Annotated in this window: 3 protein-coding genes and 1 pseudogene; 1 reads left to right on the top strand and 3 read right to left on the bottom strand. The window is 55.4% G+C overall.

Translation table 11 applies throughout. The features are described 5' to 3' along the window. The 3 genes and pseudogenes from ACPLUI_RS13985 to ACPLUI_RS13975 all read right to left on the bottom strand — a co-directional run. Positions 1-367: pseudogene (locus ACPLUI_RS13985) on the bottom strand (transketolase); the annotation flags it as partial. A gap of 39 nt (positions 368-406) precedes the next feature. Then, positions 407-1,249 carry a YitT family protein gene (locus ACPLUI_RS13980; RefSeq protein WP_424660856.1) on the bottom strand — a complete coding sequence of 281 codons (843 nt, stop codon included), beginning with the start codon at positions 1,247-1,249 and terminating at the stop codon, positions 407-409. A 155-nt stretch (positions 1,250-1,404) separates the two neighbouring features. Then, positions 1,405-1,566, bottom strand: coding sequence for a hypothetical protein (locus tag ACPLUI_RS13975; RefSeq protein WP_424660855.1), 162 nt, complete (start codon positions 1,564-1,566; stop codon positions 1,405-1,407). 222 nt (positions 1,567-1,788) lie between these two features. Here ACPLUI_RS13975 and ACPLUI_RS13970 point away from each other — a divergent pair, with 222 nt between their 5' ends. Continuing rightward, the gene (locus ACPLUI_RS13970) at positions 1,789-2,265 is read left to right on the top strand and encodes an HPP family protein (protein WP_424660854.1); all 477 of its coding nucleotides are present in this window, start codon (positions 1,789-1,791) and stop codon (positions 2,263-2,265) included. Positions 2,266-2,345 lie beyond the last annotated feature (80 nt).

Below are 2,345 nucleotides of genomic sequence, written 5' to 3'. Positions count from 1 at the left end.
CCTGGCCCAGCGAGCCGGTGGACATCTCCACCCCCGGCAATTTCTTCATATCCGGGTGCCCCTGCAGGGGGCTGCCCAACCTGCGCAGGGTGAGGAGATCTTCTACGGGGAAGAACCCCCGCTCCGCCAGGGCCGCATAGAGCACCGGCGCTGCATGCCCCTTGGAAAGGACGAAGCGGTCCCTGTCGGGCCAGCGCGGGTTCCCGGGGTCGATGCGCATTACCTCAAAGTAGAGGGCGGTTACAATATCGGCACAGGACAAGGACCCGCCGGGGTGACCGGAACCGGCAGCTCCGGTCATGCGGATAATGTGCCGCCTGATTGCCCGGGCCCTGTCTTCCAGCCTTTTAATTTTTTCCCCATCCATCTCGAACACTCCCTGGATAAATTTTTAAGCAAAATCAAATCATGATGGCCGCCACTCTTTAAACCCTTCTCCCAGCACTTCGTGCACGTCGGCCAGGATGACAAACGCACCCCGGTCCACCTTGTAGATCAGTTCCTTTAAACGGGTCACCTCGGAGCGGTTCACCACCACCAGCAGGACATCCCGCTCCCTGCCCGTATACATGCCCCGCCCCTTCAAAGCAGTGGCACCGCGGTTGAGCTCCTTAAGCACCGCGGCAGCAATTTCATCGACCTTTTGGGAAATGATGAAGAACGCCTTGGTATAGCTAATCCCTTCCTGCACCAGGTCGATGAGCCAGGCGGTGACAAAAATGGTGATCAGGGCATACATACCCAGCTCCCAGGATTTAAAGGTAATCCCCCCAAAGAGTACCACCATGCCGTCCACCAGGAAAAGGAGCTGGCCCACGTTGGCACCGGTATAGGTGCGCAGAATGGCGGCAGCCAGGTCGGTACCGCCGGTGGTACCCCGGTAGCGAAAAACCACACCCAGCCCCAGGCCGGTGAGGACCCCGCCGAAAATGCTGGCCAGCAGGGGATCGTGGGTGGGCACGGGAAGATAGGGAGCCATCGCATCGACCGCCATGGACAGGCTGATGGTGCCGTAAAGGGAGCGAAACCCGAATTTAAGGCCCAGCCGGTAAATGCCCATGGCAAAAAGGGGGACGTTCAACGCCAGCATGGTCATCCCCACGGGAGCGCCCGTCAGGTAGTGGATGACCGTAGCCAGACCGCTCACTCCCCCGGCGGCAATCTTATTCGGCACCAGGAAGAGGTCCAGCCCGAGGGCCGTAAGGACCACTCCCAGCGTTACTCCCAAAAATTCGCCAAGCATGAGCATGGGAGAACTACCATCCCCGGTAAAATGAAATAGGGCCGGTTTATCGCCAGGACATTCCAGAATTATGTTAACCAGAATAAGGCGGCCCTATCAAAGACACAGAATATAATTATTCTCACTCCGGCCACAGAATCCTGCATGGAACAGCAAAAAGTTCAGGGTTTTTCAGGATTTCCCCCCTTGCTCACGAACCTGTTGCTGGCTGTTTCGGGCATGTTCTGGGTGGTCGGTCCGGACACCTTGAAGGGGGGCGGAAAGTACAGACTGAGGACCCCCCGGACTTTCCCCCTGTTGTAGAGATTGCGCGTTTTAATCATGATAAAACACCTCCCGTCAGTAGGTTGGCCCGCCCGGGAGGTTATTATTTGCTTTATTTGCCGCTACGCAAAAGTCGCGCCAGGAATTGTGAAACTTTCGCCTTACCTCAACCCGGCACCGGGCCCGAAAAACAGCGGTTCGGCCGCGGGCCCTTGAAAGGTTTAATCAAAAGGGCTTATCATTATAATTACCCTGTAACAATAAAACGAGGGGGGATTAAAATGCCCGGGAGGCTGGCCAAAGACATTATGGTCCCCATTTCCAACTACGCCTCCGTTAACGCCGAAGACAGTTTAAGGCATGCCCTGGAGGTGTTTGGAAACGCCATACCCAGGGGTTACCGCACCCTAATCGTCCTGGATGAGCACGGTGACATAGTGGGCTTTTTAACCACCAGAACAATCTTGAAGGCTCTGGCTGCCTATGGCGTGGAAGAGGACATCTGGTCCACGGACAGCTTTGGAACCTTCTTTCTGCGCATTGAAAGAGAGCGGCTGAAGAATACAAAGGTTAAAAAGGTAATGCGGCCCGTGGTCAAGGTTTTTGTCGACGAAAACACCCCCATCCAGGAAGTGGCACGCGTTATCCTGGCCCACCAGGTAAACCACATTCCCGTTCTCAACAGTGAGCGCAGGGTCGTGGGAATTGTCCGTACGATAGACATAATCAATGAGCTGGCCAAATTTCTAAAGAATTAAAACCTGCTTAAAAAGCAGGTTTTAATTCTTGTGCGCCCGGCATGGGCGTTAACTTGGTGGTGAAAGTCCACTGCAGGCGA

The organism is Desulfofundulus sp., from assembly GCF_049701015.1.
GTDB lineage: Bacteria > Bacillota > Desulfotomaculia > Desulfotomaculales > Desulfovirgulaceae > Desulfofundulus.
This window is presented reverse-complemented; position numbering and strand designations above follow the sequence as displayed.